Genomic DNA, 19,592 nt, shown 5'->3' with positions numbered 1-19,592 from the left:
ATTCGCCGTAAATTTGTTCGAAATTTAATATTATGAAGAAAATAGCACTATTCGCAATAACTGCATTTACAGCTGTAAGCATTTCAGCTGAGGCTCAAAAATCAAACAAGAAGAGTATGAAAAAGGTATTATTTGTTGTAACCACCAATGACAAACTGGGCAATACAGGAGAAAAAACAGGATTCTGGTCAGAAGAATTTGCTGCACCATATTATGAATTATTAGATCAAGGAGTAGAAATCACAATTGCGTCTCCGCTTGGAGGCCAGCCGCCGATTGATCCAAAAAGTGCCGATCCAGCTTCGGCAACTGAAGACACAAAACGTTTTGACGCTGATAAGGTTTTACAGGAAAAACTAAAAAACACTTTAAAACTTTCGACAGTTAACCAAAAAGATTACGATGCTGTATTTTATCCAGGAGGCCACGGTCCGCTTTGGGATTTGGTACAAGATCATAATTCAATCGCTTTAATTGAATCTTTTTACACGCACAATAAACCAGTAGCATTTGTATGTCACGCGCCTGCAGTTTTGAAAAATGTAAAAGTAAATGGCGAATATTTAGTAAAAGGCAAAAAAGTAACTGGATTTACAAATGCTGAAGAAGAAGCGGTTGGTTTAACTAAAGTAGTTCCGTTTTTATTGGAAGATGCCTTAGCATCAAACGGAGCAATCTTTTCTAAAGGAGAAAACTGGCAACCATACGCAGTAGCAGACGGACTTTTAATTACAGGTCAAAATCCTGCATCGTCTAAATTGGTAGCTGCAAAATTGTTACAAGAATTGAATTAAAAGATGCCGTCCCGATAGCTATCGGGACTGAGTTGCTAAGAGACTAAGTTTTCTTTTAGCAGATTAGATTTTTATCAAAAATTAAAATAATAAAATTAACCAGATGCTAAAAAACTTAGTTTATTAGTTTATTAGCATCTTAGAAACTCTAAAAAAATGCTAAACTTTGAATTATACAATCCGACGAATTTAGTCTTCGGAAAAGGGCAAATTGAAAAACTTTCTACTTTAGTGCCAAAAGATGCAAAAATCCTTTTGGCTTATGGTGGTGGAAGTATTTTCAAAAATGGAATTTACGATCAAGTAATCAACAATCTAAAAGGTTTTGAAATTGTAGAATTTGGCGGAATCGAACCAAATCCGAGATTTGAAACTTTAATGAAAGCCGTTGATGTTATAAAAGCAGAAAAAATCGATTTTATTCTGGCTGTTGGTGGCGGATCTGTAATTGACGGCGTGAAATTTATTTCGGGCGCTGTTCATTTTGAAGGAAATCCGATTGACATTCTTCAAAAAAGAATTTTAATTAAAGAAAATGCAATGCCGTTTGGAACTGTTTTAACACTACCAGCAACAGGAAGCGAAATGAACTCAGGATACGTGGTAACGATTGAAGCAACTCAGGAAAAATTATCTTCTGGCGGAAGTGCTTTGTTTCCAAAATTCTCTATTTGTGACCCAACTGTAATTTCTTCTTTACCAAAAAGACAAATAGAAAATGGTGTTGTAGACGCTTACACACACGTTATGGAGCAATATTTAACGTATCCAACCGATGCTTTTCTTCAAGATAGAATTGCCGAAGGAATTTTACAGACACTAATCGAAGTTGGTCCTGGCGTTGTACAAAACCCTACAGATTATACTTTGGCTTCCAATTTTATGTGGAGCTGTACAATGGCTTTGAACGGATTAATCCAAAAAGGTGTTCCAAGCGACTGGGCTACACATATGATTGGTCACGAATTGACAGCGCTTTTTGAAATTGATCACGCGAGAACTTTGGCTGTTATTGGTCCGAATTTATATAAAGTAATGTTCGAAACTAAAAAAGCAAAATTAGCGCAATACGGAAGACGCATCTTCAACTTAACAGGTTCTGATGAAGAAGTAGCAAAAGAAGCCATCAACAAAACAGTGGAGTTTTTCCATACAATGGGAATGGACACTAAACTTTCTCAATACATAGAAGACTATTCTAACACAGCAGATTTTATCGTAAAACGTTTTGATGAAAGAGGCTGGAAAGGTTTAGGCGAAAACCAATTAGTAACTTTAGACAAAGTAAAATCAATTGTTGAGCTTAGTTACTAAAGTATAAATTCCAAATTTTAAAAAATTCCAAATTCCAATAAGCTTAATTTTGGAATTTGGAATTTCTTTATTTGGAATTTAATAAAAAAGGCGTTCTTAACAAGTTTAGGAACGCCTTTTCAAAATACTAAAACAAAACTAACTAACTCAATTTTTTTTAAATTCATTAAAATTCTAATTTATAAATTGTTATAACGGTACCTCATATAATTTTATTGTTGGTTGATTAAAAAATATTTTTCTCTTAAACATCTTGAAAGTCATTGCAATTAAAGGGGTTTGCCAAATTTCTTAAAGCAGATTTTGCTTTATTAGCACATTATTAAGTACTTTTGTTTCAAATTAATAAAATAATGAGCGAAAAGTTAAAATTTGCAGTAATTGGAGGAGGAAGTTGGGCAACGGCAATTGCCAAAATGCTATGTGTGAATCTTTCGGAAATTGCGTGGTATATGCGTAATGAGTCTGCAATTGAACATCTTCAGAAATACAAACACAATCCCAACTATTTAAGTTCTGTTGAATTTGACACTAACAAACTTAAACTGACAAGCAATATAAACGAAGCGATTGAATATGCAGATTACATTATTTTTGCTATTCCATCAGCCTTCTTAGATGCCGAGTTAAAAAATATGACGGTTTCTTTATCCAATAAAATCATTTTTTCTGCTATTAAAGGTATTGTTCCGGAAACGAGTTTAATTGTCGGTGAACATTTCCACATTCAATACGACATTCCATATTACAATATTGGAGTTATTACTGGTCCTTGTCACGCTGAAGAAGTTGCCTTAGAAAGACTTTCTTACCTAACAATTGCCTGTGGTGACCCAGAAAAAGCTTGTACTGTAGCAAAATCACTTTCGGGAAATTATATCAAAGCCAAAATTTCAGACGACATTATCGGAACTGAATATGCTGCGATGCTGAAAAACATTTACTCTATTGCTGCCGGAATTGCCCACGGTTTAGGTTATGGCGACAACTTCCAGTCAGTTTTAATGAGTAATGCGATTCGCGAAATGAAGAAATTCATCAGAAAAGTGCATAAAATGAAACGTAACATTAACGATTCGGCTTATTTGGGCGATTTGTTGGTTACAGGATATTCAGTTTTCTCTAGAAATAGAATGTTCGGAAATATGATCGGAAAAGGATATACTGTAAAAAGCGCGATGATGGAAATGAGCATGGTTGCAGAAGGTTATTACGCAACAAAAAGTGCTTATAAACTAAATCAAGGTTACGGCGCAAAAACGCCAATTATAGACGCTGTTTACGCAGTTTTATATGAAGGAAAAGACGCCAAAACGGTTTTCAAGAAATTGACTGAGTCTTTGGATTAGATTTAGTTAAAAGATGCAAGAAGCAAGAAACAAGACTTCTTTACTGAGATAAAAAAAAAGAGCCAAACTGAATTTCAGTCTTGGCTCTTTCTTCTTTATTCTATTAAATCTCAGTTTAGTTTTTCTTCTTGCTTCTTATCTCTTTAAAACTCTACTTCACCATCACACCTTCAACAAACAAAATCGGCACTTCTTCCGTATTGTTTTCGTCAAGCGAATTGGCTTTAAAGATAAACTTCTTATCGTACAAAGTATTTCCGATGAAGAAAGTTACCATAAACTCATTATTTAGTGCTAAAAGGCTCTTTTCTACCAATTCTATCTTTACAACAGAAACCGAAGGAACCTCAACAAATGCATGACGCAGAATTGATGTTTTCTTCATTTCTCCATCAATAGTTCCAAACGCTTTTGAAACCACCATTACGCTATCTAAGTTAAAATCACTGTCGTTAACCAAGTAAGCGTACCACACTTTTTCCATAAAATCGTCGCTCCATTCCTGCACTGCCGCAAGAAATACGTTTTCGACTTCCGGGATTATTATATCTTTTTTCATATGAGTCAAAAGTTTTAAAGTCGAAAGTCGAAAGTCAAAAGCCATCACTCTGAGACTTTTGACTTTCGACTTTACAACTTTATGACTTAAATTAAATATTTGCTTTAAACTGCTCTAAGAAACGAACATCATTTTCGTAGAACATACGGATATCTCCAATTTGGTACAAAAGCATTGCAATACGCTCTACTCCCATTCCGAAAGCAAATCCGTTGTATTCATCTGGGTTGATATCACAGTTTTTCAAAACGTTTGGATCTACCATTCCACAACCTCCAATTTCCAACCAGCCAGTTCCTTTTGTGATACGGTAATCCGTTTCTGTTTTTAATCCCCAATAAATATCAATTTCAGCACTTGGCTCTGTAAATGGGAAATAAGATGGACGAAGACGAATCTTAGATTTTCCGAACATTTCTTTTGTGAAATACAATAATGTCTGTTTTAAATCAGCAAAAGAAACATCTTTGTCAATGTATAATCCTTCCACTTGATGGAAAATACAGTGCGAACGAGATGAAATAGCTTCATTACGGAAAACGCGTCCTGGAGAAATGGTACGAATTGGCGGTTTATGATTTTCCATATAACGCACCTGAACAGATGATGTATGCGTACGCAACAACACATCAGGATTAGTCTGAATGAAAAACGTATCCTGCATATCACGCGCCGGATGGTATTCTGGCAAGTTCAATGCTGTAAAATTATGCCAGTCGTCTTCAATTTCTGGTCCTTCAGAAACATTGAATCCGATATTAGCAAAAATATCTATAATCTGATTCTTAACGATAGAAATTGGGTGGCGCGAACCAATAATTACAGGTTCTGCCGCACGTGTTAAATCTCCAAAAATTCCTTTAGACTCTTCTTTACTTTCAAGCTCTTCCTGAATCTGCTTTACTTTTTCTTCAGCAACCGCTTTTAAAGTATTAATTACTTGTCCGAAATCTTTTTTCTGGTCAACCGGAATATTCTTAAACTCATTAAAAAGTTCTTTCAATAAACCTTTACTACCTAAATATTTAATACGGAATTGTTCTAACGATTCTTTATTTTTCTCATTAAAGGCTTTAGCTTCCTCTATGTGCTGTTTTATCTTATCTATCATTTTCCTTCGATAATTGAGAGTACAAATTTAGTGTTTTTAGTTGAAAGTGCGCGGTCACAGTCGCAGTTTTAGGTTTTCTGTAAATTATTTTATTAGATTTAACTTTTCTTCAACTTGTTTGATCTTTACATGCCAATAATCTAAACCTTCCTGATTGGTTACTGTTTCCTTTCTAAAATTCGAAGAAATGCGGTTTAATTCATGCCAGTTTTTATTCGAATCCCGTTCTTTTTCTTGTTTTGTAGAAGGTTCAATTCTGGTTCGCCAAAAATCCATATTTTTAAAATAGGTCTTTTTTATCCCTTCAAAATATTCAATTAATTTTTCTTTTGAATTCGGAATATACCCTGGCCCACTGCAACCGCAAGAATGAAATGTAAGACCAACAGAAAATAAACTTTTAAGATGTTCCCACTTTTTGAGATCGTCTTTTTTAGGTGATTCGAAATCTAGTCCCATATTTGCCATAAACTCCCCACATTGAGGACATTTGGCTTCAAAAACTGATGCTTCTCCTTTTTTTATATCAACCATCAATCTTCTTTTAAAGGTCTTTCGACAATTAAAACAAGCGTAATGAGGTTTATAAGATGTCATTGCGTATCTGCACATTTTTTCAGTAGTCAGTGATCAGGTTTTAGTGTTCAGTTTCCGCTTACTTAGTCACAGTTTACAACACTGAACACTAAAAAAATCTATTCAATAAGTTTTCTTTCCAAAAAATAACTCACAATCGCTTCTTTCATTAAAACCGATTGTTCACCTGCTTTTAACGATGGCAATTGTTCTTTTATTTTGTAGTGTGGCCAGCCTTCTTCATCAAAATATTCGAATTCGTAAAATCCGTACGGTTCCAATAATCGGCAGATTGCAATGTGCATTAAATTTAACTTTTCGTCTTTTTTAAATTGACGATGAACTTTACCAAATTCCTGAACTCCGATTAAATAAATAATGGAATCCAAATCAAGATCTTCACCTTGCGAAAACTGATTTGAAAGTATATCAACGAGCTTTTCCCATCGCTCTTTTAATTGTGTATCTCTAGACATTTAATTTATGATTTTTGATTGTAGATTTTAGATTACTGATGTAAAAATCAATTCTGAGGGGGCAGAATCGCAATCTAACTCTAAATTTTGATTTGCAAAGATACAGAGTTCAAACTCAATGTGCCTAAAAAATTTAAACACATAAAATTACATTTGCCCTAAAACCTTTTAACCTTTGTTTCTCTGAACATCTAAACCTTAAAAAAAACCTATATTTGCGCCTCATTAACACAAAATAAAACATGAGTTTTTTTGATATTATTGTAACCGCGCTTTTAGGATACAGTTTGTATAAAGGCATTAAAAATGGACTTTTTGTAGAAGTTGCCTCTTTTATTTCTTTGCTATTAGGAATTTATCTTGCTATTAAATTTTCTTCACTAATGACAGGATGGATTTCAAAACACGTTTCTTGGAATCCGACCAATATTCAAATTACAGCTTTTATCCTAACTTTTATTTTAGTTGTAATTGGCGTTTATTTCTTAGCCAAAATTTTAACTGGCATTGCCGATTTTGCGATGTTAGGCTGGATGAATAAATTAGGTGGTGGGTTTTTTAGGATTTTAAAAACGATTCTGATTCTGAGTATTTTTATTGCTTTGTTTGAGAAAATTAATTTCAATAATACATTCGCAAAAAAAGAAACTTTAGATAATTACATTTTTTATAATCCAGTGAAAAAAGTTGCTGCTTTTGTGTATCCATCTATTGAAAAATGGTACGAGACTTTTAAAAAGGAACATTCTGAGAAACCAGAAGAAGAAAAAGAACAGACCGAAAAATAATAGTCGCATCTTTTAAGAATTAAACCCGACAGGTTCTTGAATCCTGTCGGGTTTGTTATAATTTGTCAGGCTTAACGAAGTCGAAGCTCTTCAAGGTAACGAGCTTCGACTTCGCTCAGGATGCCATTAGGTTTCAAAAGAATACTTAGAATTTCACTTCTAATTTTTCTCCTTTTTTCAAAACAATTTCCTGTTTTTTATCTCCTAAAACCAAAGTCGTTTTTCCTCCATTTTTAGAAGAAACAATTACTTTTTCTGGCTTTTTATTATTCCAGTTCATTTCAATTTCAAAACCTCCTCTGGTACAGATCCCTTTTACAGAACCTTCAGACCAAGCATCTGGCAAAGCAGGAAGTAATCGGATTTCGTTTTCATCAGATTGCACTAACATTTCTGCAACCGCAGCTGCGCCTCCAAAATTTCCATCAATTTGAAATGGCGGATGCGCATCGAATAAATTCGGATATGTTCCTCCTCCTCTTCTTGGTTTGTCTGTTTTCTTTCCGTCTGGATCAACATATCGAAGTAATTCACGATACATTTTATAAGCACGATTTCCGTCCCAAAGTCTTGCCCAAAGATTGATTCTCCAGCCTTTTGACCAACCTGTAGTTTCGTCTCCTTTTATTTCTAAAGTCTTTTTCGAAGCTTCTGCCAAATCTGGAGTTTTTAATGGCGTAATATGATCGCCAGGGAAAAGTCCGAATAAGTGCGATTGATGACGATGTTTCGGTTCATTATCTTCCCAATCAAAATACCATTCCTGCAAATTTCCTTTTTTTCCAATTTGATACGGATGCAATTTTGAAAGTGCTGTTTCCAGTTCTTTTCTAAAACCAGCATCAGTATTCAACACTTTTGACGCTTTTATGGTTTTATCAAAACATTCGCGAATCATCGCTAAATCGGCAGTTCCTCCGTATAATGTTGCACCCACAAAACCATCTGCCAATTTATATTGATTTTCTGGCGAAGTCGAAGGCGATGTAATCAAATTTCCGTTTTTATCGGTAACCAACCAGCCTAAACAAAATTCAGCTGCGCCTTTCATTAACGGATACCCTTCTTTTTTCAAATAAGCTAAATCTTGCGTAAACGTATAATGTTCCCAAATATGTGTACTCAGCCACGCCTGCGCCATTGGCCAGCAAGCCCACATTGGATCTTCTTTTCCAAACTGTCCAACTGGATTGGTCATTGCCCAGATATCCGAATTATGAGCAGCTGCCCAACCTTTATCTACTCCGTAAAAAGTCTTTGCCGTAACTTTTCCTGTTACCGAAAGGTTTTTAATGAAACTCAAAAGTGACAAATGCATTTCGGAAAGATTGGTGTTTTCTGCCAACCAGTAATTTTCTTCCAAATTGATATTCATCGTATAATTACTGCTCCAAGGCGGACTCAAATGCGGATTCCAAAGTCCTTGTAAATTGGCCGGAACGCCCAAAGTTCTTGACGAGCTTATTAATAAATAGCGTCCGAAATTGAAATATAGAATTTCGAGATTTTTATCTTCATTTCCGTCAGCGTAGCGCAATAAACGTTCGTCTGTCGGCAAATCTGGAGCGGTTGTTTTTCCTAAATCTAAGTTGACACGATTGAAGAATTTTTGATAATCGGCAATGTGAGATTCTTTTAGTTTATCGAATGCTTTTGCGTACGCATTGTTCAGATTTTGCAAAGCAATTGAAACATCGTCTAAACCTTCTGATGCCGGATTTTTATCAAAACCATTAAAACTTGTCGCAACAGAAACAAAAATTATGGCTTCTGTAGCATCTTTTAAAGTCAACGTTTCTCTAGAACTTGTAACCGTTCCGTCTGTTTTTTTGATTTGGACTAAACCTGTAAATTTCGTTCCTCTATCTTTTAAATTCAGATATTTTGGCAAAACATTATATCCTGCATTTTCATGAATTGGTGCAGAACCCCTCAATATTAAAATATTGTTTCTGACTTCGACATTTGATTGTAAAAGGCTTTTCAAATTGATATCAAAGTTTAAAGCTCCTTTTTGATCTACTGTCAATTTGATAATCATAACTTTATCTGGAGCCGATACAAAATATTCTCGGGTATATTTTATACCTGCCATTTCGTAACTTATTTTCGAAATAGCGTTCGAAAGATCCAATTCTCTGTGGTAATTTACTGCTTTCCCTTTTTCAGAATTATTGATTTCTAATGTTCCTAAAGGCGCATACGATTCGGAGTTTTTTCCTTGAACTTTTTTATTCAGTTCTTCTGCCAGTTTGTAGTTTTCGTTCTGTAAAGCTTCGCGAATTGCGGGAATGTTTTTATAAGCGTCCGGGCTCATGTTTGCATTTACAGGTTCGCCCGACCAAAGTGTAATGTCGTTCAAATAAATTTTGTCTGAATTAGCCCCTCCAAAAACGGTTGCTCCCATTTTTCCGTTTCCTAAAACTAAACTTTCTTCAAAGAATTCTGCTGGCTGTTTGTACCATAAAACACTTTTGGATTGTGCCGAAATGTTTGTATAGTAAGACGTGAAAAGTAAGAGGAGAAATGTTTTTTTTATGAGGATTGAATTCATATGCTTTTTCTTTTTGATATTTTTTAAACCAAATTTACACAAACTTGTCATTTCGACGAAGGAGAAATCACACACGTAAATCGACAAAGATTGGTTAATTCACTTTGCGGAATCTCTAGTGTGATTTCTCCTTCGTCGAAATGACATACTAGACGTTTTACCAGCGTGAGGGATAGGAGTAAGCTACCGAAGTAGCGCGGATAGCCCGACCTCGATAAGATAAGTGGGCTCATATGCGCAAAGAGAATTAGCCCACTTATCTTATCGAGGTCACGCCCAAATAATTATTTACTCACTTTATATTTTTCATTCGCTGCAATCATTTCCCAATTATCGGTTCTAAATGGCGACGCGGGGAATTTTTCTTTGTTGAAAAGATTAATTGTTGTATCGTCATCTGCCCAGCCGTAATGAACCGCAACGGGATTTTGAACTTTATCGCTTGATACGATTATTTTATTGTCTTTAATGATTGCTTGCGCGGCATGAAAAACTTTGTCTTTGCCAGCAATTTCAAAACCTTTTAATTCATCGTTATTTGGTGTTGACAATCCGCTGCCTATATTATCGAAAGTGAGGATAATTTGGCTTCCTTTTATTTCCTGCGATTTATAAGTTGGGCCACTGTGCACTTGTTTTTTGCCGTAAAGATTGTTCATTGCGATCGCCGCCAAACGTAAACCAATATCTTGTTTGTTGGTTGGGTGAATATCTTTGGCGTTACCGATATCGGTTGTAACGGCCATTCCGGTGTTTGGTAATTTTAAAGTTTCAGATTGCGCTTCGCGAAGTTCTGCCCAACGGCTTCCTTTTTGACTGTTTCCTCCAAATTCATCAAAAGTGGATAATTGAACGAAATAAAAAGGGAAGTTTCCTTGTTTGAATTTGGTTCGCCAATCGGTAATCATTAACGGAAATGCTTTTTTGTATTCTGCTGCTCTCCAAACATTGGCTTCTCCCTGATACCATAAAACACCTTGCATAGCATAAGGCACTAACGGATTTACCATGGCATTGTACAATAATGACGGATAACTGTTTGGTGAAACCTCGATTCTCACTTTTATAACATTAAATTTCCAAAGTCCTTCTAAAGGCAAATTTGAATCTTTAAAGTCGATTTTTAAATCGGCTGAATCGCCATAGATTCCGCCGCCGCCACTGTAATCTGTAATTCTTACAGCGATTACGTTTGTTCCTTCTTTTAAGACATTTACAGGAATTTTATAAACTCGTAATTTGTCCCAAAGATTATTGGTTCCAACTTCTACTCCGTTTACATACGTTTTGTCTTCGTCGTCTACTTTTGCTAAATGTAAAATGGCTTCTTTTTTGGCTTGTTCGGCTGTTAAAACAATGGTTTTTCGCATCCAGACAATTCCGTCGATATTTCCAATCTGCTGGTTTTCCCAAAGTGAAGGCACTTTTATTTCTGGCCAGTTTTTGTCTTGGAAATTTGCGTTTTTAAATTGCTCTTCGTTTTCCATAGAAACATCAAAACCCTGTACTTTTTTTAAGTTTTCTAAAACTGATTTTTTATAGGTTTCAAAAATCGCATTGATATCTACGGTTGGAACATCGGCAATCATGGCTTTAAAATCGGGACTGTTTTCGAAAGCTTCGCGACTTGTCCAGGTTTCCACATTGGTTCCACCCCAGGAAGTATTGATGATTCCGATTGGGATTTTTAATTCTGCATACAGTTTTCTGGCGAAATAGTAGCCAACTGCTGTGAAGTTGCCCACATTTTCTTTGTTTGCTTCTTCCCATTTCCCTTGTTTTAAATCGTCTTTTGGAGTACCACTTAAATCTTGGGCAACACCAAAATGACGAATCATTGGATAATTAGCAGCTGCAATTTCTTTTTCAGCATTCATCGTTTTGAAAACCTGAAATTCCATATTCGATTGTCCACTGCAAATCCAGACTTCGCCAACCAAAACATTTTTGATCGTGATTTTATTTTTTCCGATAATGATCAATTCGAATGGTCCGCCGGCTTTTTCAGCATTTAAATTTACCGTCCATTTTCCGTTTTTATCGGCTATGGTTTTCTTGATTTGTTTGTTGAAATGAATTTCTACGCTTTCATTCGCATCCGCAAAACCCCAAATCGGAATTTGTTTGTCTCTTTGAAGCACCATTCCGTCAGAGAATATTAAAGGCATTCTCACATTAGCATTAGCTAAAACACTAATTAACAGAAAAATAAAAATTACACTCTTTTTCATTTTTTTCAATTTTAATATTTTTGAACCCTACAAGTGATATAAGATATTTTAAGTTTACATTTAGCAATGCTCTTAAATTTACTTATGTCACTTATATGATTTAAACTACATTTTTTTACTTTAATCCGTCAATTAATGCGTTTAAAGCTTGTGTATCGAAGACGGTATTATTGGTTCTGTTCATGATTCCGAAACCATTATTCCCTAGACTTCCTTCGTCCCAATAAAAAGGTAATAATCCGTTTGCTTTTGCTGTTTTAACTAACATTTTTAAATAATAGGCTCTTGAATTTAAATGTAAAGTCAGCGCATCTCCTGTTAAAGTTGTTCTGCGGATTGCTCCAAATTCTCCCAATAAAACTGGAATTCCTTTGTCTACAAATTGCGTTTTCATCAATTTGAAATTCTTTTCTAAATCGGCTTCTTCGCCCCAAGTTGCATTTCTTTCTGTATCGGTTGTAGAATGGAAACCATTTCCCCAATAATAGAACATTTTACCCCAAGTTTCATCTTTCGTTAAACCGGCAAAATTCCAAGGTGAATAATAATGAACCTCAACCATCATTCTGCCTGATACTTTATCTGTAGGCAATGTAGTCATTAATTTATTTGTTTTTTCGATATCTGTTGTTGGCCCTTGAACTACTAAAACACGAGTAGCATTTTTTCCTCCCGTTGAACGAACTGCATCAATAAAAGTTTGATGATACGACGTTAAAACTGCCATTTGCGTCGCATCTTCAACAGCCGGTTCATTGGCACTTGCAAAAAGTAAATGTTCGTCAAATCCGCGTAAATGTGTTGCAATTTGTTCCCAGAACGCTTTTTGTTTGGCAGTATTTTCTACTTTTTTAGCTTCGGTAATATTGTTTTCCAGCCAGCCCCCGTCCCAGTGAATGTTTACTACAACATACATATCGTTATCAACACAATATTGCACTACTTCTTTCACTCGGTTTAACCAATCCACTTTGATTTTTGCTGTTGCAGCATTTTCTAAATTCTGATTCCAAGAACACGGAATTCTGATGGCATTGAAACCATTTGCTTTTACAGCATCAATTAAAGCTTTGGTTACTTTTGGATTTCCCCAAGCGGTTTCTCCTCCGGTTGCTTCCAACGTATTTCCAATGTTCCAGCCTAATTTGATTTTTGCTGCCAATTCAACCGCAGAACTTCCCATTCCAGACGCATCTGCTGCAATTGGATTTGTATTGTAATTTGGATATAAACTTCCTGCTGCCTGAGAAACTGAAATTGTCGCAGAAGCAAGTTCGCCGCCACTTAGTGTAATAACTGCATTTCGCAGCGCTGTTGTCGTATTTTCTAAAGCAGTAATTTTTACTATTGTACTTCCAGATACGCCAGTAGTCTGACTTATTTTTAGCCAACTAACAGAATTACTCAATGTCCAAGCAACTCCATTGGAATTAACGGTTATTTCAATTGTATTTTCTTTGCTTTCAAAATCGATTTTATTTGTATTTGCTGAGAGTGTTTTTATACTTACTGGAGTCTCTTCTTTATCTGAACTGCAGGCTAAAACTCCCAGAAAAGCAAAGCACAGTACAAAGCTCAAGACATAATCTTTGATTGTTTTTTTCATTTGGTTTGGTTTAAGTTAAGTGTAAGTTTTTAAAATCAACGCCAGCTTATAGTGGGCTGGCGTTGGTGGTTTGGTTATTTTTTAGCAATAACAAGTTTTATTTAACTGTTATCTGAATTTCTTTTTTAATATCTCTTGAAGAAGTTCCCAATTTGATGGTATATTTTCCTGGTTCAACCGTCCATTTTTTAGCAGCAACATCGTAGTAAGCCAATTCTTTTACCGGCACTTTGATGGTTACTTTTTCTGAACTTCCAGCTTTTACATCCGCTTTTTTGAATCCTTTTAACTCTTGTGCTGCACGAGTAATTTTAGAATCCGATTTTGAAGTATATAATTGTACTACCTCTTTTCCGTCTACTTTTCCTGTGTTTTTAACCTCAACTGTAACTTCGATTACATCGTTTTGAGCGTAAGAATCTTTATTTGCTTTTGCATTATCAAGCGCGAAAGTCGTATATGATAATCCGTAACCAAAAGGATATAATGGTGCAACATTTTTAGTATCAAACCAACGGTATCCAATCAAGATTCCTTCAGCATAATTAACGGCTTTGTCTCCTGGGAAACTGTTTGTGGCATGCGCAGGAGAATCTTTTAAAGCAACCGGCATTGTCCAAGGTAATTTTCCTGACGGATTTACTTTTCCTAAAATAACATCAGCCAAAGCATTTCCTCCTTCAGAACCATTAAACCAAGACCAAACCACAGCTTGCGATTTTTTGCTTATTTCATTAATATCAAATGGAGCTCCGGCAACAAAAACTACAATCGTTTTTGGATTCGCTTCGATTACTTTTTTGATTAATTCTTCTTGTCCAAAAGGCAAATGTAAATCTCTTCTATCCGAAGCTTCTGTTTCGTAATCACGGTTTGAACCCGCAAAAATAATTGCAACATCAGAACTTTTAGCTGCTTCTACTGCTTCCTGAACTTTTGCTGGATCTAAAGCATCAATTGTAACTGGACCATTAGCCGTAATATTTCCTAAGTTTCCTCTATTTTTCTTATCGTAACGCTCTAAATATCCTTCCGCATAATTGATTTTAACTGATGAAGGCAATCTGTTTTTAAGACCTTCAAGAGGCGTAACTTCTCTCTTTGTTTTTACACCCGCTCCAAATCCGCCAAGAGCATTTTTCTTTGTTGCATTGTTTCCGATTACGGCAATAGATTTAACTCCGTCTAATTTTAATGGCAATGCATTGTTTTCGTTTTTCAATAATACAATTGCTTCAGCTGCAATTTTGTAGGCGTCTTGGTAATGTGCTTCAGTTGCGATGCTTCCTTTTGCTCGTGTTCCGCCGCCCATTGCTTTTACCTGAAATAATGTTCTTAAAATGCGTTTTACATGCAAATCAATTTCTTTTTCTGAAACTTCTCCAGATTTAACGGCAGCAATTAATTTATCGGCTAAGAAAAATTCATTGAACGGTTTTGGTGTTCCCATTTCAATATCTAAACCATTTTTCAAAGACTTTGCTGTAGAATGAACTGCAGCCCAATCCGAAACTACAATTCCTTTGAATCCCCATTCGTCACGAAGGATTTTATTCAGCATATAATCATTCTCACATAAATATTCTCCTCTGAATTTATTGTAAGCTCCCATTATACTGTATGCTTTTGCTTCTTTAACCGAAGCTTCAAAAGCTGGAAGATAAATTTCACGAAGTGTACGCTCGTCAATTTGTACATCTACAAAATCACGATTTGTTTCCTGATTGTTTGCTGCGTAATGTTTTACACACGCCATTACATCTTTTTCTTGTAAACCAACAATCAAAGGCACCGCGATTTTTTTATTCAAAAATGGGTCTTCAGACATATATTCGTACGTTCTTCCTCCAAGCGGTGTTCTTACCATATTGATGGCTGGCGAAAGCAACATGTCTTTGTCTCTTGCACGTAATTCTTCTCCTAAACTGGTTCCAAAAGTATGTGCCATTTCTGCGTTCCAGGTTGCCGCTAAAGCACCTCCAGCAGGATAATAAGTCGCAAAATCGTTTGTCCAACCTGCGGGAGCCCAATTGTCTCTTGAAATTTCTTCACGAACTCCCAACGGACCATCGGCCATTTTTAATTCCGGAATTCCTAAACGTTTTACGCCTGCATTGGCAAACATGCTGTTTCCGTGAAGCATTCCAATTTTTTCTTCTAATGTCATTTGCGAAATCAATTTATCAATTTCTGCATCATGATCTGTACTTATTTCTTTTCCAACGTATTCTTCGGTTTGTGCCGAATTTGAAGCTAACGTCTGTGCATCATTTTTACAAGAAGTAAAAAATGCAAAAACCAAAGCTGATGAAAGGAATATCATTTTGTTTTTCATAGATAGTTAGGTGTTTTGATTTAAAGAGATTCCTCACGCATCATCTTTAAATGCAGTTAATACTATTTTTATGTTGTGGTTTTCTCTCTATTATTGTTTAATCAAATTCAGCATGACAACATCATTTTCATTGATTTTAAATTCTTTACTGAAAGTTCCTTTTCCGTCAATTGTGATTTTTTCTGTCGAAATGGGCGCGCCGTTATTTTTCTCTTTTAGAGAATTAACTTGTTGACGTGTAAGCTGACTTGGTTTATTCATCGCTAAATAATCCGCGTAAGCGTCATTTACTTTATATCCTACTTTGTAAATTTCTAAAAGATATTTCCCTTTCTGCATTCCGTCCACCTCAACTTTTACTTTTCCTTTTTCTTTTGATGGAAGATCTTTTATATAATACGTTTGATTCAGTTCTTTATCTCCCGGATGTGTATTGGTAAAATCCCAAAGTAAAACCTGAACATCTCCTTTTGCATTTTTAGAAGTCCAGGAAGTTTTATCCGAATTTTGAAGTTCTGTTTCTCCCAATTTATTCATTAGATAATAAGAGAAATAGGCTGGCTTTTTAATTCCCTGTGTATTCAGTAATCCGAAACCGCCGTGAAATGGCGTAAATCTTGGTCCTGCTTCTTCAAAAATATCGGTAAAAACCCAATATGACATTGAGTTTGCGGCATTTCCAACTTGTTTTAATTTCTGCAAAATATACGCTGCGGAATGATAGCTATCGTGAATTGGATCTGCCGGTGTATAAGACGAACTCCATTCTGTATAATGCAATTCTAAATTTGGTTTAGCCGATTCCGTAATCAATTTTCTAGAATGAATAATTTCACCGCTTACACTCCATTCGTCCTGATTTAAAATCGTTCCCGAAGTTCCGAATTCGTCCAAATATCCGTGTTTTACTCCGTAGGTATGCGTCGAAACAAAATCCATCGGAACATTATTTTTAGCACAAAAATCAATTGTTTCAGAAACCCAAGCAGAACCTGCCGTTGCCGGTCCGCCGACTTTATATTCTTTGTTTACTGCTTTTACGCCTCGGGCTGCGTAATCGTATAATTTATAATATTCTTCCTGAGTACTGCTCCAAAAACCTGGTGATAAATTCGGTTCGTTCCAAACTTCAAAATACCATGTTTTTACTTCTTCGTCTCCGTAACGTTCTTTGAAATGCGCAGTTAGATTTCGAATCAAATCTTCCCATTTTTTATAATCTTTTGGAGGCGTTACGTTTCCTTTCCACCAAAAAATAGTTTCTTTTCCGCTTGCCAATGCATTTGGCATAAAACCTAATTCAACAAACGGTTTCATTTTCAGACTTACAATATAATCAAATAAAACGTCCACATATTGGTAGTTGTATTCCGGATTTCCTTTTTCGTCTTCGCGATAAACTGCCATATCATCAGACAATAAACCATGAAAACGGATATATTTAAAATCGCATTCTTTTTTAACCAATGCTAATTGTTGCTGCCAGTCGGCTCTCAAACCTTCGTTTGCTCTTCCGGCTCCAATGCATTCTTTAAACATGGTGTTTAATTTTCCTGCTTCTTTTTTAAAATCAACTTTTATGATTCGGTTTTCAGCATTATTGTTTTGTCCAATGATTTGGATGGAATGAATTAAAACCAGTACTATTAAAATTCTTTTCATCTGAAAATTGTTTTTGTTATCCTAACAGGTTTTAGAAACCTGTTAGGTATTTATTTTACCCAATCTAAAAGTTTCTTTATTTGTGATGTGATAGTGATACCTAACAGGTTTTGGAAACCTGTTAGGATACTAAATCTATAATTATAATTTTTTAAATCTCACTGCTCCACCGCCAGCTCCGCCTAATTTCAATTGTAATTTATCTGAAGCTTTTACTGTTTTCTTAGAAATGGCAACTGCTTCTGGATTGTGTGTTTGATCTGTTCCTTCAGCATCAACATAAATTTGTGCTTCGTAAGTGGCATTTGGATCTAAGAATGATAATGCAACCTCAACATTTCGCGGTTTTTCATTTGTCAAAGTTCCTAAATACCAGTCAGCGCTATTTCTGTCTTTTCTTGCTGTGGTAATGTATTCACCAATTTTACCTTCTAAGATTTTTGTGTCTTCCCAATCTGTTGGAACGTCTTTTAAGAATTGTAAAGCTGGTTTTCCTTCGTAATTTTCTGGAAGATCTGCCAACATTTGAATCGGAGAATAAATCGTTACATACAATGCCAATTGCTGCCCAACTGTTCCCTGAATTCTTTTTCCTGGATAACCTTGTTTTACCTCAACATCAAAAATTCCAGGCGTGAAATCCATTGGACCAGAAAGCAATCTTGTAAACGGAATAATCGTTAAGTGATTTGGCGGATTTCCTTCGCTCCAAGCGTTATATTCTTGTCCGCGCGCTGCTTCTCTTGAAACCATGTTTGGAAAAGTTCTTCTTTCTCCCGTATCTTTTATTGATTCATGGTATAAAACCGCTAAATCATATTGTGCTGCTTTTTCTAAAATATATCTGAAATAATTTACTCCAAACTGTCCGAAGTGCATTTGTTTCATATTCAATTTAGAACCTACGTGACCGATTTTTACGGTATGAATTCCAAGTTTTTTGTATAATGCAAAACCTTCATCAACTTCTTTTAAATAGTTAATTAAGTTTGAACCTGTTTCGTGATAACCGATTAATTCGATGTTCTTTTTCTTTCCGTATTCAACTACTTTTTCTAAATCGAAATTGTCGGCACTTTTCGTAAAACTGAACATATGCATACGATTTTCATACCAAGCTGGTGTCCAGCCTTTGTTCCATCCTTCGATCAATAAATGATGAAAACCTTCTTTTGCTGTAAAATCAATATATTCTTCAGCGTGTTTGGTTGTTGCACCTTGTTTGTCGCTTTCCCAGAAAGTATATTTTCCGATGTGCATTCCCCACCAGATTCCTAAATATTTATACGGTTTGAAATAGCTGTTTGTATTCTTTAATTTGTTTGGTTCATTTAAGTTTAAAACCAAATAAGAAGTAATCAATTCACCTGCATTTTCTCCAATTTGAAGTGTTCTCCAAGATGAAGTAAACGAATCTTTAACGCGAACTTTAATTCCGTCAGCCCAAGGCACCAAATCCGATTTTAATTCTGTTCCTTTTGTGTTTACCAAAGTCATACTCGCAAAATCGATTAGGTTTGCTTCGTGGAAACTTAACGCTAATCCACTTTTGCTTTCGATTGTTAAGGGAGTTAAAACAGTATCTAATGTACTTACTGGTGCATCTTTAAATAAATATTCATCACGATCTGGTCGGTTTGCAGGAATCCACCATGCTTTTCCGTCTTCTTTTAAATTGAAAGTCGTTTTTTCATCCATGATGAAAATACTGTCTTTTACATTTTGTTTTGGATACACATATCTAAAAGCTACTCCGTCGTCAAAAGCACGAAACTGAATCTGCAACTTTCTTTTGTTTCCTGTTTTCTGCTGTAAATCGACTACCAATTGATTGTAGTGATTTCGGATGTTTTTCTTTTCTCCCCAAACTTGTTCCCAAGTTTCATCAAACGTAGAAGCCTTCGCTCCTTTAATTTCAAAGTTTGAACTTAAGTCTTCATTTCCTTTCAATACAAATCCCATATCTGACGGAGAAATTACTTCTGTCTTTCCGTGAGAAACGGCATATTTTGGAGCATTTTTTACCAGCTCAAATTTGATTTTGTTTTTTCCGTTTGGCGATGCCAATTCGTAAGCGCTTTTCGTTTTTTGACTGTAGCCTATTGCTATCGAAAACAATACGGCTGGGAGAATTAGATAGTTTTTCATGTTTTTTGGTATTATATTTTTTTGCCACTGATTAAAAGGATTAGAAAGGATTTTTAAAACTGTGGCTATATTTTTTAAACACATAGAAA

General features: G+C 35.4%; 14 protein-coding genes. 4 read left to right on the top strand and 10 right to left on the bottom strand.

Translation table 11 applies throughout. From position 1 onward, the window contains the following. Nucleotides 1-32: 32 nt before the first annotated feature. The 3 genes from JI750_RS06155 to JI750_RS06145 all read left to right on the top strand — a co-directional run bounded on the left by JI750_RS06155 (nt 33) and on the right by JI750_RS06145 (nt 3,457). Nucleotides 33-794, top strand: coding sequence for a type 1 glutamine amidotransferase domain-containing protein (locus JI750_RS06155; RefSeq protein WP_201999416.1), 762 nt, complete (start codon nt 33-35; stop codon nt 792-794). 156 nt (nt 795-950) lie between these two features. Beyond that, entirely contained in the window at nt 951-2,108 is a 1,158-nt protein-coding gene (locus JI750_RS06150) for an iron-containing alcohol dehydrogenase (protein ID WP_201999415.1), read from the top strand. Nucleotides 2,109-2,461: 353 nt separating this feature from the next. Continuing rightward, nucleotides 2,462-3,457: an NAD(P)H-dependent glycerol-3-phosphate dehydrogenase gene (locus JI750_RS06145; RefSeq protein ID WP_201999414.1), complete on the top strand. Its 996-nt coding sequence runs from the start codon at nt 2,462-2,464 to the stop codon at nt 3,455-3,457. Between the two features lie 151 nt (nt 3,458-3,608). Here the strand turns inward: JI750_RS06145 and JI750_RS06140 are convergent, their stop codons facing one another. From JI750_RS06140 to JI750_RS06125, 4 genes are all read right to left on the bottom strand, one after another. Then, nucleotides 3,609-4,016, bottom strand: a complete 408-nt coding sequence (locus JI750_RS06140) for a hypothetical protein (RefSeq protein WP_008465394.1) — start codon at nt 4,014-4,016, stop codon at nt 3,609-3,611. A 91-nt stretch (nt 4,017-4,107) separates the two neighbouring features. Beyond that, nucleotides 4,108-5,127 (bottom strand): phenylalanine--tRNA ligase subunit alpha, encoded by a 1,020-nt coding sequence (gene pheS / locus JI750_RS06135; protein WP_201999413.1) that lies wholly within the window; start codon nt 5,125-5,127, stop codon nt 4,108-4,110. 84 nt (nt 5,128-5,211) lie between these two features. After that, complete coding sequence (locus tag JI750_RS06130) at nt 5,212-5,661, bottom strand: hypothetical protein (RefSeq protein ID WP_236672980.1); 450 nt, start codon at nt 5,659-5,661, stop codon at nt 5,212-5,214. A 161-nt stretch (nt 5,662-5,822) separates the two neighbouring features. Beyond that, nucleotides 5,823-6,179, bottom strand: coding sequence for a hypothetical protein (locus tag JI750_RS06125; protein WP_201999411.1), 357 nt, complete (start codon nt 6,177-6,179; stop codon nt 5,823-5,825). A gap of 242 nt (nt 6,180-6,421) precedes the next feature. On the opposite strand from JI750_RS06125, the gene JI750_RS06120 reads away from it, so the two are divergent. Then, entirely contained in the window at nt 6,422-6,967 is a 546-nt protein-coding gene (locus tag JI750_RS06120) for a CvpA family protein (protein ID WP_201999410.1), read from the top strand. Nucleotides 6,968-7,112: 145 nt separating this feature from the next. Here JI750_RS06120 and JI750_RS06115 read toward each other — a convergent pair whose 3' ends face one another. From JI750_RS06115 to JI750_RS06090, 6 genes are all read right to left on the bottom strand, one after another. Then, nucleotides 7,113-9,521 (bottom strand): glycoside hydrolase family 95 protein, encoded by a 2,409-nt coding sequence (locus tag JI750_RS06115; RefSeq protein WP_201999409.1) that lies wholly within the window; start codon nt 9,519-9,521, stop codon nt 7,113-7,115. 284 nt (nt 9,522-9,805) lie between these two features. Further along, complete coding sequence (locus tag JI750_RS06110; protein WP_201999408.1) at nt 9,806-11,752, bottom strand: sialate O-acetylesterase; 1,947 nt, start codon at nt 11,750-11,752, stop codon at nt 9,806-9,808. Between the two features lie 115 nt (nt 11,753-11,867). Then, nucleotides 11,868-13,358 carry a cellulase family glycosylhydrolase gene (locus JI750_RS06105; RefSeq protein WP_201999407.1) on the bottom strand — a complete coding sequence of 497 codons (1,491 nt, stop codon included), beginning with the start codon at nt 13,356-13,358 and terminating at the stop codon, nt 11,868-11,870. Nucleotides 13,359-13,455: 97 nt separating this feature from the next. Beyond that, nucleotides 13,456-15,693 (bottom strand): glycoside hydrolase family 3 C-terminal domain-containing protein, encoded by a 2,238-nt coding sequence (locus tag JI750_RS06100; protein ID WP_201999406.1) that lies wholly within the window; start codon nt 15,691-15,693, stop codon nt 13,456-13,458. A gap of 90 nt (nt 15,694-15,783) precedes the next feature. Further along, nucleotides 15,784-17,355 carry a GH39 family glycosyl hydrolase gene (locus tag JI750_RS06095; RefSeq protein ID WP_201999405.1) on the bottom strand — a complete coding sequence of 524 codons (1,572 nt, stop codon included), beginning with the start codon at nt 17,353-17,355 and terminating at the stop codon, nt 15,784-15,786. Between the two features lie 141 nt (nt 17,356-17,496). Beyond that, nucleotides 17,497-19,503, bottom strand: a complete 2,007-nt coding sequence (locus JI750_RS06090) for a glycoside hydrolase family 97 protein (RefSeq protein ID WP_201999404.1) — start codon at nt 19,501-19,503, stop codon at nt 17,497-17,499. Nucleotides 19,504-19,592: the final 89 nt, after the last annotated feature.

Source organism: Flavobacterium tagetis (assembly GCF_016735615.1).
GTDB lineage: Bacteria > Bacteroidota > Bacteroidia > Flavobacteriales > Flavobacteriaceae > Flavobacterium > Flavobacterium tagetis.
The sequence above is the reverse complement of the archived record's forward strand: the minus strand, read 5'-3'. Positions and strand labels throughout refer to the sequence as shown.